At 61.2% G+C, this 20,394-nt stretch carries 16 protein-coding genes and 1 tRNA gene; 8 read left to right on the top strand and 9 right to left on the bottom strand.

What is annotated here, in order from left to right; genetic code table 11:
* Positions 1–4: 4 nt before the first annotated feature.
* Positions 5–1,024 (bottom strand): LacI family DNA-binding transcriptional regulator, encoded by a 1,020-nt coding sequence (locus tag DevBK_RS09855; protein WP_061907898.1) that lies wholly within the window; start codon positions 1,022–1,024, stop codon positions 5–7.
* A gap of 207 nt (positions 1,025–1,231) precedes the next feature.
* On the opposite strand from DevBK_RS09855, the gene DevBK_RS09860 reads away from it, so the two are divergent.
* The 3 genes from DevBK_RS09860 (at position 1,232) to DevBK_RS09870 (ending at position 4,791) form a co-directional block, all read left to right on the top strand.
* Positions 1,232–2,773 carry a sugar ABC transporter ATP-binding protein gene (locus tag DevBK_RS09860; RefSeq protein WP_317185299.1) on the top strand — a complete coding sequence of 514 codons (1,542 nt, stop codon included), beginning with the start codon at positions 1,232–1,234 and terminating at the stop codon, positions 2,771–2,773.
* On the top strand, positions 2,754–3,773 hold the full coding sequence (locus DevBK_RS09865; RefSeq protein ID WP_062629040.1) for an ABC transporter permease: 1,020 nt from the start codon (positions 2,754–2,756) through the stop codon (positions 3,771–3,773). The genes DevBK_RS09860 and DevBK_RS09865 overlap by 20 nt, the downstream gene beginning before the upstream one ends.
* A gap of 70 nt (positions 3,774–3,843) precedes the next feature.
* Positions 3,844–4,791 (top strand): substrate-binding domain-containing protein, encoded by a 948-nt coding sequence (locus DevBK_RS09870; RefSeq protein WP_061907896.1) that lies wholly within the window; start codon positions 3,844–3,846, stop codon positions 4,789–4,791.
* Positions 4,792–4,836: 45 nt separating this feature from the next.
* On the opposite strand, the gene DevBK_RS09875 is transcribed toward DevBK_RS09870, so the two are convergent.
* From DevBK_RS09875 to DevBK_RS09905, 7 genes are all read right to left on the bottom strand, one after another.
* Positions 4,837–7,275 (bottom strand): EAL domain-containing protein, encoded by a 2,439-nt coding sequence (locus tag DevBK_RS09875; protein ID WP_317185300.1) that lies wholly within the window; start codon positions 7,273–7,275, stop codon positions 4,837–4,839.
* Between the two features lie 109 nt (positions 7,276–7,384).
* A complete protein-coding gene (locus tag DevBK_RS09880; RefSeq protein WP_317185301.1) occupies positions 7,385–8,155 on the bottom strand; it encodes an ABC transporter ATP-binding protein in 771 nt (256 codons plus the stop codon).
* Positions 8,152–9,165, bottom strand: coding sequence for a putative F420-0 ABC transporter permease subunit (locus DevBK_RS09885; RefSeq protein WP_317185302.1), 1,014 nt, complete (start codon positions 9,163–9,165; stop codon positions 8,152–8,154). Before DevBK_RS09885 ends, DevBK_RS09880 begins: the two co-directional genes overlap by 4 nt.
* 166 nt (positions 9,166–9,331) lie before the next feature.
* Complete coding sequence (locus tag DevBK_RS09890; RefSeq protein ID WP_317185303.1) at positions 9,332–10,264, bottom strand: putative F420-0 ABC transporter substrate-binding protein; 933 nt, start codon at positions 10,262–10,264, stop codon at positions 9,332–9,334.
* A gap of 3 nt (positions 10,265–10,267) precedes the next feature.
* Positions 10,268–11,089: a coenzyme F420-0:L-glutamate ligase gene (gene cofE, locus DevBK_RS09895; RefSeq protein WP_317185304.1), complete on the bottom strand. Its 822-nt coding sequence runs from the start codon at positions 11,087–11,089 to the stop codon at positions 10,268–10,270.
* A 17-nt stretch (positions 11,090–11,106) separates the two neighbouring features.
* Complete coding sequence (gene fgd, locus DevBK_RS09900) at positions 11,107–12,105, bottom strand: glucose-6-phosphate dehydrogenase (coenzyme-F420) (protein WP_061907891.1); 999 nt, start codon at positions 12,103–12,105, stop codon at positions 11,107–11,109.
* Positions 12,106–12,248: 143 nt separating this feature from the next.
* On the bottom strand, positions 12,249–13,250 hold the full coding sequence (locus DevBK_RS09905; RefSeq protein ID WP_061907890.1) for a TIGR03842 family LLM class F420-dependent oxidoreductase: 1,002 nt from the start codon (positions 13,248–13,250) through the stop codon (positions 12,249–12,251).
* Positions 13,251–13,401: 151 nt separating this feature from the next.
* On the opposite strand from DevBK_RS09905, the gene ligD reads away from it, so the two are divergent.
* From ligD to DevBK_RS09930, 5 genes are all read left to right on the top strand, one after another.
* The gene (gene ligD / locus DevBK_RS09910) at positions 13,402–15,942 is read left to right on the top strand and encodes a DNA ligase D (RefSeq protein ID WP_317185305.1); all 2,541 of its coding nucleotides are present in this window, start codon (positions 13,402–13,404) and stop codon (positions 15,940–15,942) included.
* Positions 15,943–16,115: 173 nt separating this feature from the next.
* Entirely contained in the window at positions 16,116–17,426 is a 1,311-nt protein-coding gene (locus DevBK_RS09915; RefSeq protein ID WP_317185306.1) for an MFS transporter, read from the top strand.
* A gap of 149 nt (positions 17,427–17,575) precedes the next feature.
* Complete coding sequence (gene gmd, locus DevBK_RS09920) at positions 17,576–18,703, top strand: GDP-mannose 4,6-dehydratase (RefSeq protein WP_317185307.1); 1,128 nt, start codon at positions 17,576–17,578, stop codon at positions 18,701–18,703.
* Between the two features lie 5 nt (positions 18,704–18,708).
* Positions 18,709–19,704, top strand: a complete 996-nt coding sequence (locus DevBK_RS09925; RefSeq protein ID WP_317185308.1) for a GDP-L-fucose synthase — start codon at positions 18,709–18,711, stop codon at positions 19,702–19,704.
* An 85-nt stretch (positions 19,705–19,789) separates the two neighbouring features.
* A tRNA-Pro gene (locus DevBK_RS09930) sits at positions 19,790–19,866 on the top strand.
* Between the two features lie 87 nt (positions 19,867–19,953).
* Here DevBK_RS09930 and DevBK_RS09935 read toward each other — a convergent pair.
* Complete coding sequence (locus DevBK_RS09935) at positions 19,954–20,289, bottom strand: hypothetical protein (RefSeq protein WP_317185309.1); 336 nt, start codon at positions 20,287–20,289, stop codon at positions 19,954–19,956.
* Between the last annotated feature and the right edge of the window lie 105 nt (positions 20,290–20,394).

Genomic DNA, 20,394 nt, shown 5'->3' on the forward strand with positions numbered 1-20,394 from the left:
GACGTCAGCCAACTCGCCCCACGGAGTTGCGCACGATCAGTTCCGCGCGCAGCAATATCTGGCTTTCCTTTGGCGTCTCGCCAGCGAGCATGCCGAGCAGCAAGTCCATCGCGGCCTCGCCGATGCGCGTGCGCGGCTGTTTCATCGTCGTGAGCGACGGCGAGACGAAGCTTGAAAACGAGATATCGTCAAAGCCCATGATCGAGAATTGCCGCGGCAAGTCGTAATGCCGCGCGCTCAGCGAGATCAGCACGCCGAGCGCCGTCGCGTCATTGACGCAGAAGAAGGCGGTCGGCAGTGCATCGCGCACGAACATCAACTCGGCTGCCGCGCGGCCGCTCTCCGTCGTGCCATCGCCATCGATGATGAGGCGCGGATCCACGGTCAGCCCGGCTCCAGTCAGGGCCGTACGATACCCCTCTTCGCGCAGCCGATTGACCTCGCGCCCCGGCGCTCTTCCGATAAAGGCGATCCGCTTGTGCCCCTGCGAAATCAGGTGCTCGGTCGCGATCCGCGCCCCGGCAAAATTGTCGACGCCGACAAACGGCACATCGGCATTGGGCACCGGCTCGTTGACCGCCACCATGGGCGGCAGCCGTGTCTCATTGCCATCCTGGCCATAGCCGAACGGCAGGTGCCCAGTAAAAAGGATGAGCCCATCGGCTTGGTTTGAGCTGATGAATCGCAGGTAGTCCGTTTCGCGGCTCGGATCGTTCTGCGTATTCCCGATCAAGACGCCATAGCCGCGCTTGCTGGCTTCGGTTTCGAGCCCAACGAGAATATTGGAAAAGTTTGGATCGCCCACATCGGGCGCCAAAATCAGGATCATGTTCGACCGCCGCATGCGCAGCGATCGGGCCATGGCATTGGTGGTGTAGCCGGTGCGCGCAACAGCCTCGGTCACCTTGCGGCGCGTGGCTTCAGCGACCTTGGTCGGCTCATTGATGGCGCGGCTGACCGTGGCGATGGAGACCCCAGCCAAGGCAGCGACATCCTCGATCGTGGCCAGTTTTTGCTGCTGCACTCAGCGCTCCGCCCATCGCGCGATACCGCCCAAGCGGCGCGCGCCTCAGCCCTTAGCAGAAGCCATGAAAGAAGCCATGGCCTTCAACTCAGGCTATATGCTTTTGCCGCACTGTAAACCTTTACACGATGCATGAAAACCTTTACATCGATGGTCATGGCCGAGAATGGACACAAAGTCCTGCGGCTTCAGAGGGAGGAGATGCACATGTCCGAGGGGGCAGGTGCTGCTGTGCCGGCGATCTTGTCGGCACATCGCATTTCAAAATCATTCGGCGAAATCCCGGTGCTGTTCAGCATCGACTTCGACATTCGCCCCGGCGAAGTTCACGCTATTATTGGCGAGAATGGCGCGGGCAAATCGACGCTGATCAAGATCCTCTCCGGTCTCGAACAGCCCACCTCCGGCACGATCACCTATCGCGGCCAGCAGGTCACCCTGCCCCCCAATGGCGAGGCGGCGGCCATGGGCATCGTCGTCATCCATCAAGAACTCCTGCTGGCCGAGCATCTGACGGTTGCGGACTCCATCTTCCTCGGCCGTGAAATGCAGTCAGGCGGATTCCTGAAGCTCAAAGAGATGCGCGCCGAAGCTCGCGCCATCCTCGATACGCTTCACGTCAATATCGACCCTGATACCCGCATCCATACGCTTTCGGTCGCTGACAAACAGATGGTGGAAATCGCCAAGGCGATCAGCCAGGACGCGCGCGTCATCATTATGGACGAGCCGACCGCCGTTCTCTCGGTCGCCGAGACCCGCACCTTCTTCGAGCAGATCCGCCGCCTGACCGCACAGGGCGTGGCGATCGTTTTCATCTCCCATAAGCTCGACGAGATCATGGAGCTCGCCAACCGCGTCACCGTGCTCCGCGATGGCCAGTTGATCGCGACCGTCGGCACGGAAAACCTGACGCCCGATTCCATCGCCCAGATGATGGTCGGCCGCGAACTCTCCAATCTCTATCCGCCGAAGCACGAGCCGGATGTCGATTCCGAAGTCATGCTCTCTGTGCGCGACATGTCCGCGCCCGGGATTTCCGGCATTTCCTTCGATCTCATGCGCGGCGAAATCCTCGGCTTTGCCGGCCTCATCGGCTCGGGCCGTACCGCGGTCGCCGAAGCCATCGTTGGTCTCACCAAGAAGACCAATGGCAGCGTGACCCTAAAAGGCCACCCCGCCGACTTCACCGATGTTTCAAAATCCGTCGCTGCGGGCCTTGCCTATATGACCAAGGACCGCAAAGGCCGCGGTCTCCTCCTCAATGCGGGCCTCACGCCGAACCTCACGCTTCTGACGCTCAAGAAGCATCTCAAGAATGGCTTCCTCGACGGCAGCAGCGAAACCAAGGCGCTAGAGCGCGCCGTGCGCCGGTTCGATATCCGCGCCCGCGACCCTTCTGTTCCCGTCGGCAAGCTTTCAGGCGGCAATCAGCAAAAGCTGATGCTGGGCAAGACCATGGAGAGCGAGCCGGATATCGTCATCATGGACGAGCCGACGCGCGGCATCGATGTCGGCACCAAGCAGCAGATCTATCACATCATTGCGGCCCTCGCGGCCGAGGGCAAAGCCATCATCGTGATCTCCTCGGAAATGCAGGAAGTGATCGGGCTGTCTCATAGGGTCGTCGTCATGCGCCAGGGCCGAATGGCCGGCATGCTCGAGGGCGCGGAAATAACCGAAGCCGAAATCATGCGCTACGCAGCCGGCATCAAACAGGGTGGCGAAGATGACCGTCTCAGTGCCTGAAGCACAAAAGGCTCCAAAAGGCTTTCGTATCGATCTCAAGACCGCCGGGCCGCTGCTCGCCTTGGTCCTTCTGATCATCCTCGGCTATAGCCTCAATCCGGCTTTCCTCAACGAAGGCAATGTCACCAATCTCCTCACCCGATCGGCCTTTATCGGCATCATCGCGGTGGGCGCCACCTTCGTCATCACCGCCGGCGGCATCGACCTTTCGGTTGGCTCCATGGCCGCATTCATCGCCGGCATGATGATTCTGATCATGAATGCCGCGGTCGATAGCTGGGGCGCGTCGCTCGCTACCGTTCTTCTCGGCATCGGCTGCTCGCTGATCCTCGGGATCGGCGCCGGCTTCATCAACGGGTTCCTGACGACCAAGGCCAAGATCGAAGCCTTCATCGTCACCCTCGGCACCATGGGCATCTATCGCTCGCTCATCACTTATTTCGCCGATGGCGGCACGCTCTCGCTCAACAACGGCGCGCGCGAAATCTATCGCCCGGTCTATTATGATAGCTTCCTGCGCATCCCCTACCCTGTCTGGGTCTTCATCATCGTCGCCGTAATCGGCTGGATCCTGATGAACCGCACCGCCTTCGGCCGCTATTGCATGGCCATCGGCTCCAACGAGCAGGTGGCGCGCTATTCGGCCATCAAGGTCGACCGCATCCGTACCTGGACCTATGTGCTCCAAGGCCTGTGCGTCTCGCTCGCCACCATCATCTACGTGCCGCGCTTAGGCTCCGCATCTTCCGCCACCGGCGTCCTCTGGGAACTCGAAGCCATCGCAGCCGTGATCATCGGCGGTACCGTGCTCAAGGGCGGTTTTGGGCGCATCGGCGGCACCGTTATCGGCGCGCTGATCCTGACCGCCATCGGCAATATCCTCAACCTGACCGATATCATCTCGAATTATCTCAATGGCGCCGTGCAGGGCATCATCATCGTCGCAGCGGTCTATCTGCAGCGCGGTAGCCTCACGTCAAAGCGCAAGAAAGCCGAATAAACACCGCAGAATTCCCGGTCACGTCCGGGCGAAACCGGCGCCAAAGGCGCCACTAGAGGGAGGACTATTTATGTACATCAAGGCATTGGCCCTGGCATTGGCGGCGACGACCGCGCTCGCCGGCACTGCGATTGCTCAGGAAAAGATCAAGATCGGCGTGTCGATCCCCGCAGCGACCCATGGCTGGGCCGGCGGCCTCAACTGGCACGCCCAGGAAGCCGAAAAGCGTATCGAAGCGGCCAATCCCAATATCGACATCACGCTCGTGACCGCCGATAGCCCGGCCGATCAGGCTGGCGATATCGAAGATCTTGTCTCCGTGCAGCAGATCGACGCGCTCGTCGTCCTGCCCTTCGAATCCGATCCGCTGGTCGAGCCGGTGCGCATGGCCAAGGAATCGGGGGCCTTCATCACCGTCGTCGATCGTGGTCTGCCGGATACGTCCATTCAGGACGTCTATGTCGCCGGCAACAATACCGAACTCGGTTCAGTTTCGGCCGAATACTTCAAGACCCGTCTCGGCGAAGGCGACAATATCGTCATTCTCCGCGGCATTCCGACCGTCATCGATACCGAGCGCTTCGATGCGTTCATGAAGGGCATCGAAGGCTCGGGCATTAACGTCCTCGACAACCAGTTCGCCAACTGGAACCGCGATGACGGCTTTGAAGTCATGCAGGACTTCCTCTCCCGCTTCCCGGACATCGATGGCGTCTGGGCGCAGGACGACGATATCGCCATGGGCGTTGTCGAAGCCGTGCGTCAGGCCGGCCGCGAAGGCGACATGTTCATCGTCGGCGGCGCCGGCATGAAGGATGTCATCAAGGGCATCATGGATGGCGACGCGCTGATCCCGGTCGATGTGCTCTATCCGCCGGCGATGATCGCCACTGCCATGGACGTGACCGTTGCCAACTTCACCTCCAATGGCCCCGTGCAGGGCGAATATATTCTGGGTGCGCCACTCGTCACCAAGGACAATGCCGAGCAGTTCTACTTCCCAGACAGTCCGTTCTGATCTCCCATCAGCACAAATGGAAAGGGGCGCTCCGGCGCCCCTTTTTTATGCCATCACCAAACTGACCAGTTTCTGATCGCCCCATGTCATTCGGCCCGGACGGCCGAGGAAAAAGCCCTGCGCCTCGTTGCAGCCTTCGTGCCTCAGGACATTAAGCTGTTCGATGGTTTCTACCCCTTCGGCCAGAACCGGCACGGAGAGACTGCGGCCCAGCGCCAGGATAGCCCGCACGATGGCCTTGGACTGCTCGGAGTTCTCCACTTCCTGCATGAAAGAGCGATCGAGCTTGATCTTGTCGAACGGAAAGCTGCGCAGCGTTTCAAGCGAGGAATAGCCGGTCCCAAAGTCATCGATGGCAATCGAGACGCCCATTTCCCGGATCTGCCGCAGCGTATTGAGCGCCCGCTTCTTGTCCGAGATGATCGCCGTTTCGGTCACTTCAAGCTCCAGCAGCTCCGGCGCCAGCCCCGATTGATAGAGCACCATCTTGACCAGATCGACGAGTTCAAGCTGCGCCAATTGCACACCCGAAACATTGACGGCGATCTTGTGCTGGCTCGGCCAACTCGCAGCCTCTACGCATGCCGTCCGCAGCACCCAGGCGCCGATGGCATTGATGGCGCCGCATTCTTCAGCCACGGGAATGAAATCGGCAGGCGACACCCAGCCATGCCCCGGCCGGTTCCAGCGCAACAGCACCTCGTAGCCCGTGATTTCGCTCGTCGCGACGGACTTCTGCACCTGATAGGCGAGTTCGAACCCGTCATTCTCGATAGCGTTCCAGAGGTCCTTGACCATGGCGCGGCGCCAGCGTGCGCTTTCGTCCATCGCGGCTTCATAGTAGCAGATATGAGCGTCGAAATCGGCCTTGGCGCGATACATGGCCAAGTCGGCATTGCTGAGAAGCTTCGAGCGGTCCTTGCCATCCTCGGGATAGGTCGCGACACCAATGCTGCCGCCCGTTGCGATCAGCACCTCCTGGTGCTGCACATTGCCGAAGAGCACGCCCTCGATGCGTTCGAGAAATTCGCGCAAGGCTTCGATCGAGCTAAAGGGCTTGAAGGCGGCAAATTCGTCGCCCCCGAGCCGCGCCACGACCTCGCCTGGCTTCAAGACCGAGGTGAAGCGCTCGGCGAGAACGCGCAGCACCTGGTCGCCAGTCGCGTGGCCATAGCTGTCATTGATTTCCTTGAACCGGTCGAGGTCCATGGCAACGACGCCGACATGGCCGGATTTTTCCTCCGCCTCGACCAAGGCGCGTTCAAACAGTTCGTCGAACTGCGCGCGATTGGGTAGGCCCGTCAGCGTGTCGTGCAGCGCCAGATGGGCAATCGCGGCTTCGTTGCGCTTACTTTCGGAAATGTCCTCCATCATCGTGACCCAGCGACCGTCACCAATGGGATTGTGCCGAACGCGCATGAACCGATCGCCGATGGCGTGAACGATTTCGCCGCCGCGTTGCGCAAGTTCGCGATGTTCGCGCGCGATCCGTTCCACCCCGGCGAGCCCCAGTTCGTCATCCGGATTGAAACCGTAGGACATCATGGCCAGTTCTTCGAGCGATTTGCCCTCCACCGACGTGTGCGATGGCAAGCCGAGAAGCTCGAGCATGCGTTCGTTATGGAGAAGTATCCTGCCCTCTGCCGAATAAAGCGCGATGGCCTGGCCCATATGGGTCAAGGCCAGTTCAAGCTTCTGCGTCACCGATGCGATCCGGTCGGCATCGAGCTGTTCACGCAGCATTTCGCGTTCGGTGCGCCGACGGTCGGCCTCGTCGAGAACGATACTTCCCAGCACGGCCGTCAGAATAAGAAGCGTAATGACGGCGACGATCAGCGACATCATCTGCCAGTCGATATCGAATCCGTTGTGGATCAGCGGCAGGCAATTGCTGAAATCGGCCGCGCCCATGGCGGTAAAATGCATGGCGCAGATCGCAAGGGTCAAAAGCACGGCGCCGCCGATCAAGCGCCACCGGCTGCCGCCCATCGCAGTGACAATGGCAAGGCCCGACAGGACAATGCCCGCGATGATGGAGGTGGCGACGAGACCATCGCTCCACACTGGCCTGCCTTCAAGCAAGAGCGCGGCGATGCCGACATAGTGCATGGCCGAAATGCCGGCGCCGACCACGGCACCGCCAAGAAACCTGTCGTGGATGGTTGTCGCGCGTACCGCGACCGCAAGCCCGACGCCACAGAGGATTATGGCAATCAGCAGCGACACACCGGTCAGAACGATGTCGTATTGCAGCGGGAATCCCGCGCGAAACGCCAACATCGCGACGAAGTGGGTCGACCAGATTCCAAGCCCTACCGACAGCGCCGAGACCGTCAGCCAGATCGTCCGTGTCCGGCCTTCCATGCCCACAGCGTGCCGCAAAAGGCTCATGCAGGCATAGGCAGACAGCATACAGACTGCCGCTGCCATGCCGACATAGAGAAAATCATGGTCTTTAAAAAAGAAGTCGAGAAGTGAAAACAAAGCGCGACATCCGTAAATTTACGGAGCTAGCACTACCTGCTTCGGCTTTACCGATCTCTTACGCCATGTTCACGGCTGTTGCGATGCTGAACAAGCCGTAAATTGCGAGCTAAACTATACCTTTTAAAGCGAGAATCGCTCCAGCTCCTGTGTCGAAGATTTCTGCCGACACACCATAGAGTTGCGCGATAAGAGCTGGACTGAGGACATCTCCGGGCGTCCCTTCGGCCACCACTTTTCCGCCTTTCATCGCGATGAGCCAATCGCAATATTGCAGCGCCAGATTGAGATCGTGCAGTGCCAGCAACACGAGTTTCCCTGAAGTGGCGAGGCTACGGAGCAGGGTCAAAACCTCGATCTGCGCCCGAATATCGAGATGGCTCGTTGGTTCGTCGAGCAGAAAGAGTTGCGGCGCCTGCGCCAGGGCGCGCGCGATCTGCCCACGCTGCTGCTCACCGCCCGACAACGTATTGAATTGCCGCCCCGCAAATTCCTCCAAGCCGACTTGGGCAAGCGCCCGCTCGATGATATCGGCGTCCTCGATATGATCAGCGGCAAACATGTTTGCATGCGGAATGCGCCCAAGCGCGACGACTTCGGCAAGGCTCAGCCGCTCCTCCGTCTGCGCCGATTGCTCGACCAGAGCGCAAAGCCGCGCTCGCTCCCGACGGCCGAGAGCCAGCAAATCCTGCTGACCGAAACCAAGCGTCCCCTGCTCTGGCCTCTGCAATCCGGCGATTGCGCCAATGAGGGTCGATTTCCCGGCTCCATTGGGTCCGATCAGTCCCGTCACTTTCGCTCGCGGCGCGGAAAAGCTGGCGCTATCCACAATGGTCTTACCGCCCAGCACCACCGATAGATTTGAGACAACCAAACTCATGTGATCCGCCTGAACCGCATGAGGATTAGCAAGAAGGCCGGCGCCCCGACGAGCGCCGTCACGATGCCCACCGGCAGTTCCCGCGGATCAAATACCGTCCGCGCCAGCGTATCGGCCCAAAGCATGAAAATCGCGCCCACCAGCATCGCCATCGGCAGCAGGCGCCGGTGCCCCGACCCCACCGCGAGCCGCACGGCATGCGGAACGACGAGACCGACAAAGCCGATGGCCCCCCCGATGGAGACCATGATCCCGGTCAGCAGTGCCGAAACCAGAAGCAGCACCCAACGCAACCGCGCCACATCCACCCCGAGGCTTGCGGCCGCCTTGTCGCCAAAGGCAAAGGCATCGAGCCCGCGCGCCGAGAGCACCATGACCGGCGCACAGACGATCAATGCTCCAATGACCAGCGCCGCATCGAACCAGTTCGAACCACTGAGCGAGCCCATCAGCCAACTGAGAATTTCCCGATAGGAATCCCCCGTCGCCGACCAGAAGATGATGAACGACGTGGCAGCCGAGGCCAGTGCTGAAATTGAGATACCCGCCAGGATGGCCCGCACCGGCGTCGTCCCGCCCAGTAGTTGCGTCACCGCCAGCGCCAATGCCAGCGCAGCCAACGATCCGACAAACGCTCCAAGCGGCACAAACGCCGTCAGCCCCAGCACAACCAGCGCCACAGCGCCCAGCGCCGCGCCGGATGACAGGCCGAGCAAATAGGGATCGGCTAGCGGATTGCGCGTCAGCGCCTGCATCACCGCCCCCGCCATCGCCAACCCCGCCCCCACGCCCAGCGCCGCAATCACCCGCGGCAACCGCAAATCCCAGACAATCGCATCACGCAGCCGCGACACCGGACTTTCGGGCACGACGCCGAGATGGTGGAGGATGGTTACCCAGACTTCGGCAGGGGTGATGTCCGCAGGCCCGAAGGTGACGGCAAGGACGGCGCTGGCGAGGAGCAGGAGGCAGAGGGATGCGAAGGCCGTCATATTGAGCGAACGCTTCAAAAGGCCTGAGCGCCAACCGACACCCCCTCCCAACCTCCCCCGTCAAGGGGGAGGTGCTTCACCCAGTTTGGCGCAGCATGTTGCCCAACCCACCAAACCAGCACCCTCCTCCTGGCGGGGAGGGTTGGGGAGGGGGAGCGGTGTGCGCATAAATCCGGCATGTGTGCTAGAAACTCAAACCAGCCAACTGCACTGCCAGATCCACAGTCGCTGGCACATTCCGCACACCAGCCTCCGAAGCCGGGAACGGAATAATCAAATACCGCTGATTGATCACCGCATCCATCTTCGACGTAATCGGATTTTCCGCCAGCAGCTTCTTCTTTGCCTCGGCGGAATTCCAGGCCGCATCGACCAACACGATCACATCGGGATTGGCATCGACGATCGCCTCCCAGCTCGCCTGCGTCCACCCCTCGTCGATATCGGCGAAGATGTTCTTGAGCCCCAGCGCCTCGAGGATCATTTCCGGCGCATTGCTGCCGGCGCCGACATAGGGCGTCTTGGTGCCCGAGGAATACCAGAGCGCCGTCAGCCCGCGATCATCCGCCTTCACCCCGGCCAGCGCCGCCTTCTGCTCCTCGACCAGATTTTCCGCCGTCGTCCCGACATCGAAAATGGCGCCCATTTCGGTGATTTCGCCAAAGAGCTGATCAAAGCTGAGCTTTTCCGGCTTTATCGAGCGGCATGCTGCCGGCGCGACATAGCTCGTGATCCCCAACTCCGCCAGTGCCGGCCGTTCACCCGCGCCATCGGCCGCGAAATTGCTCTCCCAGCCGCCATAGATGAAGTCCGGCTCGGTCTCGAGTACTACTTCTTGCGACGGCAGCTTGTCCGACAGGATGGGATAGGTGCTGTCCGTATAGGGTTCGGCCAGTGGCCCATCGAGGAAGGCCAAGCCCACAATCTTGTCTTCGAGCCCCAGCGCCAGCAACAGTTCGGCGGCCGTCGACTTGATAGCGACGACCCGCTGCGGTGGCGCTGCAATGGTCAGTGCCATGCCGCAATTGTCGAGCTGCAGAGGATAGTCCGTCGCCCAGGCAGGCACGGCAAAAAGCCCGGCAGCCGCGGCAGCCAGAAGAGAAAGGGAGTGACGCATGGCTTAGTCCTGCTTTTGCTCGTTGGAGCGCTCGTGAGAAATCTTGCCGCTCTTCATTTCCGCCATCGCGGCTTCATAGCCCAGCCGATAGGCCTCGGCCGAACCGAAGCGGAACATGTCATCGTCCCCGGTCCGCACCAGCGTCCGCGCCCCCGGCGCATCGAGCCCGGCGACCAACCGCCCCATGCCGCGCACCACAGCGACAGGAATGCCCGACGTCTTACCTTTGACGAGGTCCGCCGCCCCCGCCAATTCGTCGGCCACCACCGCCACCGTCACATGCAGCGGCCGTCCATTGGCGTCATTGGCCCCGCGCAGATCGTCCGTCAGTTGCAGCCCCGCTGCGCCGATCGCCAGATCCGTCTGCCCGACGCGCCATGGGCGTCCGACCGTATCGGTCACCACAACCGCAAGCTCGATCCCGAACCGCTCCCGCAATCCCTCGCACAGCGCCCGCGCTGAGCGATCCGGATCCTCCGGCAATTTCAGCGCAAAGCCCTCCGGCACATTGGACATGTCGAGCCCAGCCGCCGCCATGATCATGCCCTGCTTGGTCTCGACGATCCGCGTCACCCCGCCCGGATGCACGCGCTCGGCGACGACACGCACCGTGTCATCGGCGATGGCCTTTTCCCGATCCGCGGCCGGCACCTGCCGCCCCTCGGCTTTCGAGACGATCTTGCTGGTCACGACCAGAATATCGCCATCGACCAGCGCATGTTCCGGCCCCATCTCGGCAATCGCCGCAGCGATCAGCGCCACGAGATCATCGCCCTCGGCAATCTCGGGAATGCCGGTTACGCCCCAAACGCTGTATGTTGGCACCGATATCATCGTCTCCCTCAGACCAGCGCCTTCAGCCGCGGCAGGATTTCCTTGGCATAAAGGCTCAGAAACCGGCTCTGGTCCGTCCCCGGCGCATGAAACACCAGATGGTCAAACCCATAGTCCATATAGGTCTTGATCTGCGCCACGTGCTCATCGGGATCGCTTGACACGATCCAGCGCTTTGCCACCCGCTCGATCGGCAATTGGTCGGCAAGCCTTTCCATCTCCTCGGCGTCCTGCACCGAGTGCTTTTCCTCAGCCGAGAGCGACAGGGCTGCCCAGTTGCGCGTGTCCTCCAGCGCCCGTTCAGCATCGGTATCGAACGACACCTTCACCTCGATCATCCGCTCATAGGGCTTATCCGCCCGCGCGGAATCCTGCCGCCCAACCGCCACGTTCGGCAGCAGTTCGTCGACATAGAGCGACGCGCCCTTGCCCGAGGTGCAGATGAAGCCATCCCCCTCGCGCCCGGCAAATTTCGCATTCAGCGGCCCGCCTGCCGCGATATAGATCGGCACCATTTCGTCGGGCTTGTCATAGATCGTCGCGTTGACAGTCTTGTAATACTGCCCCTCGAAACTGACCCGATCCTCGCTCCAAAGCTGCCGGATTAGTTTTATGGCCTCGCGCAACCGCGCCGACCGCTCCTTCAACTCCGGCCATTCAATCCCGGTCGCTGGCACTTCATTCAGCCCTTCGCCCGTTCCGACGCCGAGAATAACCCGGCCCGGAAACATCGCCCCAAGAGTGCCAAAGGCATGCGCCACGACCGATGGATGCAGCCGGAATGTCGGCGTCAGCACCGATGTCCCAAGCGAAATCCGCTCCGTCTTCGCCAACACCGCCGCCATCCATGCCGGCGCAAAAGGCGCATGGCCATCGGTATGCTTCCAAGGCTGAAAATGATCGCTGACGAACACAGAGTCGAACCCACCCTGCTCCGCCTCGACGGCAAACTGCAGAAGCTTATTGGGCGAAAACTGCTCGGCCGAAGCCTTATATCCAAACCGCATTCTTTTGGTCTCCTCCCGGGACGTCCCCGCTATCTCGGAACCATGCCTCATTCCACCGCGTCATCCCCGCGAAAGCGGGGATTTATCTCCCAGTCAGGGATTCCCGCCTTCGCGGGAATGACGCCGTGGGAGGGATGAGTTTTTCAGCGAAAAGCCGGGATCACATGCCGCCCGTAGCCGGCAATGATCTCTTCTTCATCGCCACTATCGAGATAGATATTGAACTGCGTCACCCCAGCCGCCTCGAGTTCGCGCACCTTGGCGATATGCTCGTCCGGCTCGCCCAGCACGCAGAAACTTTCCACCACATCGTCGGTAATGAAATCGAGGAACGGGTTATCCGCCTGGCCGTGCTTGGAATAATCATAGCCCCGGCGCTTCTCGATATAGCTCGTCAAGCTCGCCGGCACCTTGCCGCTCTCCGTGCCATATTTCTCGACGATATCGGCCACATGGTTGCCCACCATCGCCGGGAACCACTTCACCTTCTCAATCGCCCGCTTCTTGTCGCCAAAGTAAGCCGGCGCGGCCGCCATGGAGCGATAGTTCGACATATCCTTGCCCGCCGCAGTGCCCGCTTCGATGCACTGGTCGGTGAACCACTTGCAGAGGCCGGGATCGGCGATCTGCAGCACGACGCCCTCGGCGCTCTCACCCGCGGTCTTCAGCGCCAGCGGGCCATAAGCCGCGATCCAGCTCGGCATGTCGTGGCCAACCGCCCATGGGAACTTCACCGGCGCCGGGATTTCGCCATAGGAAACCTCTTCGCCCCGCACCATGGCCTTAGTCTTGTCGATAAATTCCGCCACGCGCTTCAGCGTCGCCGGCTTCTTGCCCATGACGCGCATGGAGCTATCGCCGCGGCCCACCGCGAGGTCGAACCGACCGCCGCTTTGCTTGGAAAGCGATCCGAAGATCGACGCCGCCACCGACCAGTCGCGCACGTCCGGATTGGTCACCAGCGGCCCGAACCGCATCTTCTGCGTATGCTCCATGCACATGGCAATGGCCGAGTAGCAGTCACGCCACAAGATATGTGAATCATAGAACCAGCAATAATCGAAGCCGGCGAATTCGGCAGCGCGGACCAGATAACGCGCGCGTTCCGCATCCACGAAACCCTTGAAGGTAATGCCGAATTCCATAGTCCCGTCCCCACGTTCCCTTCGGTCAAGAAATTTGACCAGTCAGTCAAATTTCGACCGGCGCGGGGTGATTGTCAACTGGCCTTTATGCGCCGGAACGCGGTCGCTCTATCGACGTTGAATCGGCACAACGGACCGTCGGGAGCTGATCATGGCCGCCAAGGCGCAAGACCTGCTGAAGGACTACAAAGCCAAGCGCAATTTCGCCAAGACCCAAGAACCTGCCGGTGACGGGGCCACAGGCAAAAAGTCCGAGCGCGGCAGCTTCGTCATTCAGAAACACGACGCTACTCGCCTTCATTATGATTTCCGCATCGAGCTCGATGGCGTCCTCAAAAGCTGGGCCGTCACCAAAGGCCCCTCTAACAATCCTGAGGATAAGCGCCTCGCGGTCCGGGTCGAGGATCACCCCCTCGAATATGGTGGCTTCGAAGGCACCATCCCCGAAGGCGAATATGGCGGCGGCACCGTCATGCTGTGGGATCATGGCACTTGGGAGCCGATCGGAGACCCGCATGAGGGCCTCGAAAACGGCGACCTCAAGATGCGCATCTATGGCGAGCGCCTCAAAGGCGAATATGTCCTCGTCCATATGAAGGGCCGCGACGCCAAGCGCAAATCGGGCCCTGACCGCGAAAACTGGCTCCTCATCAAACACCGCGATTCCTATGCGCGGGACAAGGATACGCTGACCACGCGCTTTACCCGTTCGGTGGCCACGACCCGCGATTTCAAGCAGATTGCGAGCGGCGCGGCGACGGCAAAAGCAAGCAAGGTCAAGCCCGACGCCGTCTGGCATTCCGATGCCGAAGAGGCTGAAAAAGCCGACCAGAAAACCCGTATCATGGCTAAGGCGGATAGCGGCAAGACGCCCGCCTTCCGTCCCCTCCAGCTCGCCACTCTCGTCGACAGCGTCCCTGCCGGCAAGGATTGGCTATTCGAGATGAAATATGATGGCTATCGCTGCCTTGCCTCGGTCGAGGGCGATAGCGTCAGGCTGTTCACCCGCAATGGCCTGGATTGGACCGAACAGTTCGGCGCTCTCGTCGAGCCACTGCAAAAGCTCAAGATCGGCTCAGCTCTAATCGATGGCGAAGTCTGCGCCTTCGACGCCAAAGGCCGCACCGATTTCACGACGCTCAAGAACACCCTCGCGGATGGCGGACGGCTTGAATATTTCGCCTTCGACATCCTCGAGGCCGAGGGGCGGGACCTCACCAAACTGCCGCTTCTCGAGCGCAAAGCGCGGCTCGAAAAGCTCCTCGGTAAATCCGCTCGCAAGGACCCGATCCAGTATTCGTCGCATGTCCGCGATCACGGTCAGAAAGTGCTCGATGCGCTTTGCAAGGATGGCCATGAAGGCGTCATCGCCAAGCGCGCCGACGCCCCCTATCGCGGCGAACGCAATCGCGATTGGCTCAAGATCAAATGCCTAAAACGCCAAGAATTCGTCATCGGCGGATGGTCGCCCTCCACTAAGCGCAAAGGCTTCGCCTCGCTGCTCCTCGGCTCTTGGGAGAACGGCAAGCTGCTCTATCGCGGCCGTGTCGGCACCGGCTTTACCCACAATCTGCTCGTCGAGATGGACGGCAAGCTCGAAAAACTCGCGCGCAAGACCAATCCCTTCGAGGCCGCCCCCAAGGAACGCGCCCGCGGCGCCCATTGGGTCGAGCCGCAATTGGTCGCCGAAATCGCCTATACCGAACTGACTGGCGACGACATCCTTCGCCACCCAAGCTTTATCGGCCTCCGCGGCGACAAACCCGCCAAAGACGTGAAGATGGAAAAGCCCGAGCCGCTGGAGCATGATGGCGAAGAAGTCGCCGAGCGCCTCGGCGTCCGCTTGACCTCCCCGAGCCGCGTCGTCTTTCCAGGCCAAGGCATCACCAAGGCCGATCTCGTCGCCTATTATGAAGCCGTCGCCGAGGTCATGCTGCCTCATATCAAAGACCGGCCGCTCAGCCTTGTCCGTTGCCCCCAAGGTCGCGCCAAATATTGCTTCTTTCAGAAGCACGACACCGGCGGCTTCCCTGATGAAATCAAGTCCACATCGATCATCGAGAAAGATGGCGAGGAACAAGACTACTTTTACGTCGAAGATCTCGCCGGTCTCATCGCCGGGACACAGATGAATGCGCTCGAGTGGCACATCTGGGGCTCGCGCCGGCAGGCCGTCGAAAAACCCGATCGCCTGGTGTTCGATATCGACCCCGACGAGGGCCTCGGCTTCGACGCCGTCATCGCTGCCGCAGAGGACATTGCCGCGCGCCTCACGGACAAGAAGCTCAAGAGCTACCCCATGGTCTCGGGCGGCAAAGGCATCCACGTCATCGTGCCGTTAAAACCTGAAGTCGAATGGCCGGAGGTCAAGGATTTCTGCAAGAGCTTCGCCCAGAACCTCGCCGACGACGAACCCGATCGCTTCACCGCCAATCTGTCGAAAGCCAAGCGCAAGGGCCGGCTCTTTATCGATTATCTCCGCAACGAGCGCGGCTCGACCGCCATCTCCCCCTGGTCCGCCCGCTCCCGCGAAAACGCCCCAGTCGCCGTCCCCGTCTCGTGGGACGAAGTCAAAACCCTCAAGGCGGCCAACCTCTTCTCCCTCGACGCCGCCGCGAGCCGCGCCAAAAGCGAAAACCCCTGGCCCGATTATTTTAAGACCAAACAATCGTTGAAGGGAAAGCTAGGTTAAAGGCCTTCGATTACCCACTACCCGTCAGGCACCCACCACCTCTCCCTCTGGGGGAGAGGTCGACGCGAAGCGGCGGGTGAGGGGGCCTTCCTCTAATCCCTGTACTCGCTCCCATTCACCCTTCCAACTGCCTCGACTTCAGCGTAAACCCCGTTCATCATGGGGGAGTGATCATGGCATACACAGTCGAACAGGTTCTCGATACAGCGGGTGCCGGCCGCTTCCAGCGCCGGCTACTCGGCATTTTCGGTCTCGTCTGGGCCGCAGACGCCATGCAGGTTCTCGCTGTCGGCTTCACCAGCGCCTCGATCGCGGCCAGTTTCGAGATATCGGTGCCGCAGGCGCTCCAGATCGGCACGCTCTTCTTCCTCGGCATGCTCATTGGCGCCAGCCTCTTCGGCCGCCTCGCCGATCGCTTCGGCCGCCGCCGTGTGCTGCTGATCACCGTCGCCTGCGATGCCGTGTTCGGCCTCCTTTCGGTTTTCGCGCCCAACCTCTTCCTGCTCTTCCTCTTCCGCTTCCTCACCGGCGTCGCGGTCGGCGGCACCCTCCCCGTCGACTACGCGATGATGGCCGAATTCCTCCCGGCTAAAAATCGCGGCCGTTGGCTTGTCATCCTTGAAGGCTCCTGGGCCGTCGGCACCGTCGTCGTCGCCCTCGCCGCCTGGGTCGCCAGCATTTACATGCCGACCGATTCCTGGCGCTGGATTTTTGCCGTCACGGCCCTTCCCGCCCTTATCGGCATCTGGCTCCGCCTCTGGGTCCCGGAATCCCCGCTCTATCTCCTTGGCCGCGGCGACCAACCGGCGCTCAAGTCCGTTCTCGACACCATTTTGACGACCAACGGCAAATCTGCCCTCCCCGCCGGAGCCGTCATCGACGCCCCACCGCAGCCACCCAAGCAGGGCATTTTCTCGCCCGACCTCCGTCGCCGCTCGATCGCGATCCTCGCCGTCTGGTTCCTGGTCTCGATCTCTTACTATGGCGTCTTCACCTGGCTGCCCGCCCGTCTTGCCCAAGACGGCTTCGGCTACGTGCGCGGCTATGGCTTCCTCGTCCTCGTCGCCCTGGCCCAACTCCCCGGCTACGCCCTCGCCGCCTGGGGCGTCGAAGCCGTGGGCCGCAAGCCCACCCTGATCGGCTTCCTCTTTCTAAGCGCTGCCGGCTGCGCCCTCTTCCTTATCGCTGGCGACGGCGCCCTTCTCGGCGCCGCAATCCTCCTCATGAGCTTTGCCCTTCTCGGCACCTGGGGCGCGCTCTATGCTTTCACGCCCGAACTCTACCCCACGGTCTCCCGCGCCACCGGCATGGGCGCGGCCGGTGCCATGGCTCGCCTCGGCGGCCTTCTCGCGCCCTCGCTCATGGGCCTCGTTTTCGTCCAGAGTTTCAGCCTCGCCATAGCCCTATTTGCTGCCCTTCTCCTCCTCGGCGCCGTTGCAGCTTGGTTCGTCGATGCCGAAACCCGCCAGCAAGCGCTGCACTAGCGACACACGGACTTCAGAAACTACGTATTGTCACGTCAAAGTATTTGCCGCTCACTGTATTGCGAGGGGCATGACTGAATTTAAACAATAACAAGAAGACATCGACCTGCCCTCTCGCGCAATTTGTGTTGCCGAGCGAAGGGTTCAGTATGCGTTCAAACAAAGTCGCCTTGATCACCGGCATTACCGGCCAGGATGGCTCCTATCTCGCCGAATTCCTGCTCGATAAGGGCTATCGCGTTCACGGCATCAAGCGGCGCTCGTCGCAGTTCAATACTCAGCGCATCGACCATATCTATCGCGATCAACACAGCCAGGCCGATGGCCTCACCCTCCATCATGGCGATCTCTCCGATACGCTCAGCCTCACGCGCATCATCCGCGATGTCGAGCCAGACGAAATCTACAATCTCGGCGCCCAGTCCCACGTCAAAGTCTCCTTCGAAGCGCCTGAATACACTTCGGATATCGATGGCCTCGGCACGCTGCGCCTCCTTGAATCCATCCGCTTTCTCGGCTTCGAAAAGAAGACCCGTTTTTATCAGGCCTCCACGTCCGAACTCTTCGGCAAGGTCGCCGAAGTCCCGCAACGCGAAACGACGCCCTTCCATCCCCGCTCGCCCTATGCGGTTGCCAAGCTCTATGCCTATGCGATGACGGTCAATTATCGCGAGGCCTATGGCCTCTATGCCTGTAATGGCATTCTCTTCAATCACGAGAGCCCGCGCCGCGGCGAAACCTTCGTCACGCGTAAAATCACCCGCGGCCTTGCCAATATCGCCCTGGGTGTCGAACGCTGCCTCTATGTCGGCAATCTCGATGCCCTCCGCGATTGGGGCCATGCCCGCGATTATGTCCGCATGCAATGGATGATGCTGCAGCAGGACGAGCCCGAGGATTTCGTCATTGCCTCCGGCCAGCAATATTCGGTCCGCGAGTTCATCATCTGGGCCGCCGCCGATCTCGGGATCACGCTCGAATTTACCGGCTCCGGAGAAAACGAAGTCGGCGTCATCGCCGCGATAGAAGGCGACCTCGCGCCGCAAGTGCGGGCGGGCGACATCATCCTCCGCGTCGATCCGCGCTACTTCCGTCCCGCCGAAGCCGACACGCTGCTGGGCGATGCGAGCAAGGCGCGCGAAAAGCTTGGCTGGTCGCCGCTGATCACCGCTCGCGAAATGTGCCGGGAAATGGTCGAGGCTGATTATCAAGCCGCGCGGCGCCACGCCCTTCTCAGCGCGCATGGCCTCGCCCTCCCCGTCAGCCTCGCAGATTGAAGGCCATGCACTTCGATCTCGCCGGCAAAAGCATCTGGGTCGCCGGCCATACCGGTCTCGTTGGCAGTGCCCTTGTCCGCCGCCTCCAGCGTGAAAACTGCACGCTCGTAACCGCGACCCGCGCCCAGCTCGATCTTCGGCAGCAACCAGCGATCGATCGCTTTATTCATGACAGCCGCCCTGACGCCATCATTATTGCGGCCGCAAAAGTCGGCGGCATCCTTGCCAATCAAACCCGGCCCGCCGAATTCCTCGCCGACAACCTTCTTATAGCCACCAACATCATCACTTCGGCCCACTCGAATGACGTCGATCGCCTGCTCTTCCTTGGCTCCTCCTGCATCTATCCGCGCCTCGCGGCGCAGCCCATATCCGAAGATGCGCTCCTCACGGGCCCGCTTGAGCCGTCGAACGAATGGTATGCCATCGCCAAGATCGCCGGCATCAAGCTCGTGCAGGCCTTCCGCGCCCAATATGGCCGCGACTATATCGCCGCCATGCCGACCAACCTCTATGGCCCCGGCGACAATTTCGATCCTCTCTCGAGCCATGTCCTCCCCGCGCTCATCCGCAAAATTCACGAAGCCAAGCTGGCATCTGCGCCGTCCATCACCATCTGGGGCAGTGGCACGCCCCGCCGCGAATTCCTCCATGCCGATGATTGCGCCGACGCGCTAGTCTTCCTTCTCAAGACCTATTCTGGCATGGAGCCTGTCAATGTCGGTTACGGCGACGATCTCGGCATCATGGATCTGGCCCAAACCGTCGCCCGGATCATCGGCTATTCCGGCGACATCCTGCCCGATCCGTCCAAGCCCGATGGCACGCCGCGGAAGCTTCTCGACAGCACCCGGCTCCGCCAACTCGGTTGGTCGCCGAGCGTGGATCTGGAGACCGGCATCACCCTGACCTATCGCTGGTTTCTCGACCGTTCTGCTGCCGAGCCGCGTAGCGGTCCCGACGCTGAGGATATCGAAGAAAACCGTGTGGGAAGCGCTTGAACCCTTGCTCTTCTCTGGCTATAACGCCGCCACATCGTGCCGCGAGGGGTTTTCCCCGCGCATTCCCGAGCGATGCATTTCCTGACGGAGTATAGCGCAGCCTGGTAGCGCACCTGCTTCGGGAGCAGGGGGTCGAGTGTTCGAATCACTCTACTCCGACCAATAAAAACGGGCGTCTCCGAATTCTCGGCGGCGCCCGTTTTGCTTTCTCCAAATTCTCAGGTGCGCAAAAGCCGCCGCAACGACGCCTCAGGCGTCGCGGCTTGCTTCCATCGCGCGGGCCAATTCGAACGATTCCGCGTCGTCGAGTGCTACGCCATCATTGAGCGTGCCCCAACGCGGCTGCCAGAGTTCGTCGCGTTGCAGCGTCACGACCACTTCGGGAAAACCATGCAGGGCCTTGGCAGCCTCAGCGGCCGCCAGGGCCTCGTCGACATTGTCATAGTCTGCTTCATCGGCGTCGACATCGCCGCGTGATGGCCACCAGACGGCGGCGACAACCTGGCCCTCGGCGTTTTCTTCGATCCCGACTGTCACCGCGTCACCGGCATCTTTGCCCACGCCAATTTTTCGATATGCGCTCATCTTCACCTCGCTCTGCCCAAAGACGTGCGAGCACACTTTTTCGTTCCTCGCCTTCGCATGTGAATCAAGGAACTCGCAACCGCACCGCCGCATTTCTGGCGACGG

The sequence above is a fragment of the Devosia sp. BK genome (assembly GCF_032907385.1).
In the GTDB taxonomy this organism is placed as follows: domain Bacteria; phylum Pseudomonadota; class Alphaproteobacteria; order Rhizobiales; family Devosiaceae; genus Devosia.

Bases quoted from the DNA above. Each gene is read 5' to 3' on its own strand.
- ligD (WP_317185305.1), top strand. From the start codon at position 13,402: ATGGCCGCCAAGGCGCAAGACCTGCTGAAGGACTACAAAGCCAAGCGC.
- DevBK_RS09865 (WP_062629040.1), top strand. From the start codon at position 2,754: ATGACCGTCTCAGTGCCTGAAGCACAAAAGGCTCCAAAAGGCTTTCGT.
- DevBK_RS09925 (WP_317185308.1), top strand. From the start codon at position 18,709: ATGCACTTCGATCTCGCCGGCAAAAGCATCTGGGTCGCCGGCCATACC.
- DevBK_RS09915 (WP_317185306.1), top strand. From the start codon at position 16,116: ATGGCATACACAGTCGAACAGGTTCTCGATACAGCGGGTGCCGGCCGC.
- DevBK_RS09880 (WP_317185301.1), bottom strand. From the start codon at position 8,155: ATGAGTTTGGTTGTCTCAAATCTATCGGTGGTGCTGGGCGGTAAGACC.
- gmd (WP_317185307.1), top strand. From the start codon at position 17,576: ATGCGTTCAAACAAAGTCGCCTTGATCACCGGCATTACCGGCCAGGAT.
- DevBK_RS09890 (WP_317185303.1), bottom strand. From the start codon at position 10,264: ATGCGTCACTCCCTTTCTCTTCTGGCTGCCGCGGCTGCCGGGCTTTTT.
- DevBK_RS09905 (WP_061907890.1), bottom strand. From the start codon at position 13,250: ATGGAATTCGGCATTACCTTCAAGGGTTTCGTGGATGCGGAACGCGCG.
- DevBK_RS09860 (WP_317185299.1), top strand. From the start codon at position 1,232: ATGTCCGAGGGGGCAGGTGCTGCTGTGCCGGCGATCTTGTCGGCACAT.
- DevBK_RS09935 (WP_317185309.1), bottom strand. From the start codon at position 20,289: ATGAGCGCATATCGAAAAATTGGCGTGGGCAAAGATGCCGGTGACGCG.
- DevBK_RS09870 (WP_061907896.1), top strand. From the start codon at position 3,844: ATGTACATCAAGGCATTGGCCCTGGCATTGGCGGCGACGACCGCGCTC.
- fgd (WP_061907891.1), bottom strand. From the start codon at position 12,105: ATGCGGTTTGGATATAAGGCTTCGGCCGAGCAGTTTTCGCCCAATAAG.